We start from the raw sequence: 2,230 nt of genomic DNA, 5'->3' as shown, positions 1-2,230 counted from the left end.
CCGAATAATAAAAGAGATGACATCTAGTGTCTTTGTCGGTATTTGTTGAATTAGAATGATTGTTAATTGCTTTTCTTTCCTTGATAATTAAAAGTAAAAATAAGGATGTGTTCTTATGAATATAGACTTTGTTTCAGAAATGGCTAGGTTAAGTAAATTAGATTCGAGTATAAGAATGGAATTATTAGCAACTATCAAAAGAATTCAAAGTAACCCGAGAGATATTGTTCTAAAAGAAGTTTTAATTCACTTGAATAAAGAACTGAAAGAGATTAATGATTCTCAAAAAGAACATTGGTATGCCTACAAGAAAATGTTAGAAGAAAAAAGTGCTAATTATTAAAATTTTTTATGTGATATTTATTTTAAAAGTAATAAATTTCCATAAAAACAAAAAATATACTTATGTATAAATCAGGAAAGGTTAGCGAAAGTAGGATTGATTAAGTAGAACCATTACACCTAAAAATATCACTTAATCCTATAAATGAGTGATTTTTGTCTAACTAAAAAAATGGAGTTTGTAGTAGGATCTATTATTTCTAATAATCCATTTGCATGATTAAAGAAACAAAAGTGTATTTTACTGTTATAAATAACTTTTTGACCGAACGAGATATTAATAAAATGGTCTAAATTTTTAGCTGTTGACATTATATTTTCTTAGCCTCCTTCACGGTATAAAGGGAAGGTGACTAAGAAAAGTCTAATAGGACCCAATATATTATGTGATTTATTAAAACGGTAACATAATATTTGGACATAAGTAAATCCTGTTATCCTTATCAACTGATCAGAATTAAACTTAAAATAATGCGAGTATTCGAATTAAGATATCTCAATAATAAATTCTAATGGAGAAAACATGGTACTAGGGCTAAAATGAATGAACTACTAGTTATGGTGAGGGGGTTCGTAAAGTAAAGTGACAGATATACACTTTCTTAATAAGAAATTCGAAGGGGATTATTGTCAGTTAAGAGGTAGCCGCCCCTTAAAGAATTGGAAAAAGACAAAAATGAATTGGTATTGTGAAGAACACTTTCTTGAATATATTGCATTAAGAAAACAAAAGTTAAGTGCTTTTATTGAAAAAATAGAGATTCTGAACAAAGGGCAAGTCTTAATGTAGATGACTTAAAATTATACAAACATTTCACGAAAGAAAATCCTCAAGCCAATTAATATAATTGGCTTGAGGATTAATGACACACCATTCCGATACTAACAGGGCAGAATTCCTGTAATAAATGAAAACTAGCTTATGGTAGAAACGGGCAAGCAAGTTAGTCAAAGAAGGATTAAGTAAAACCATCAATGCTAATTATTGATGGTTTTACTTATATTTTTCTTCCTCCACTTTATTCATCAACTTCATAAACCATCCCATAATTTCATGAAGTACAGTCAAATTCAATGAATATTTGACATACTTTCCTTCTTTACTGGATTCAATTAACCCACTGTTTTTTAAAATAGAGAGATGATGAGATATACTTGGCTGCGATATGTTAAAATACCCCGTAATTTCATTTACAGTCATATCCCGTTCCTTCAGAAGTTCTAGAATTTTTCTTCTAGTAGTATCTGAAAGTGCTTTATAAGCATCAATCACACTATCCAACTCCCTTCACAATAACAAATAGTTATTTAACTATATGTTATTGTGAATACAATTAAAAGTAAATGTGGCTAAAAAATAAATAGAAATTGCTGCAATAAGGGCAATTCTTGAGAATTTTTACTTGAATGCGAGATTTATGTCTAATCATTAATAGTCATAACTTAAGGATTACTACACTATGTTATGTTACAAATATGGAAGCATTCTGATAAACGAAGAATTAGCTTATGTATGAAACTGGCAGTATAGTTTAAGTTCATTCGCTCACAAAGTTTCCCGAAATTGATATTTAAAAGAACCATATATGATAACTCGTTCTTTTACTCTTACTCTGGATACTTTAATTCAAAATTCCTATAGACTTTCCAGAGATTGAAGTAGGTTAGTTTCATTAATTCCTATAAGGTGCCAATAAAAAAACCGTCAAAGACGGCATTATTTTATTCGAATAATTATTTCCTCATATTTAATTAAGATTATCGCTTTAGTTCTTGGATTTTGGACTTCTAATAAGCCGTTTTCATAGTCAAAAAAAACAAAGTGGATTCTGCTCCTATATATAACTTTCTGACCGAATACAATATGGCATCATCCTAAATGGTATTC

General features: G+C 29.1%; 2 protein-coding genes. One reads left to right on the top strand and one right to left on the bottom strand.

From position 1 onward, the window contains the following. The first annotated feature begins 115 nt into the window (after positions 1–115). Positions 116–343 (top strand): hypothetical protein, encoded by a 228-nt coding sequence (locus AC0B9F_RS37940; protein ID WP_472010349.1) that lies wholly within the window; start codon positions 116–118, stop codon positions 341–343. Positions 344–1,336: 993 nt separating this feature from the next. Here AC0B9F_RS37940 and AC0B9F_RS37935 read toward each other — a convergent pair. Then, positions 1,337–1,615, bottom strand: a complete 279-nt coding sequence (locus AC0B9F_RS37935; RefSeq protein ID WP_237944383.1) for an autorepressor SdpR family transcription factor — start codon at positions 1,613–1,615, stop codon at positions 1,337–1,339. Positions 1,616–2,230: the final 615 nt, after the last annotated feature.

This window comes from Streptomyces sp. NPDC097129, from assembly GCF_055668065.1.
Note: the sequence above shows the minus strand (reverse complement) of the source record. Positions and strands in the feature narration are given on the sequence as shown.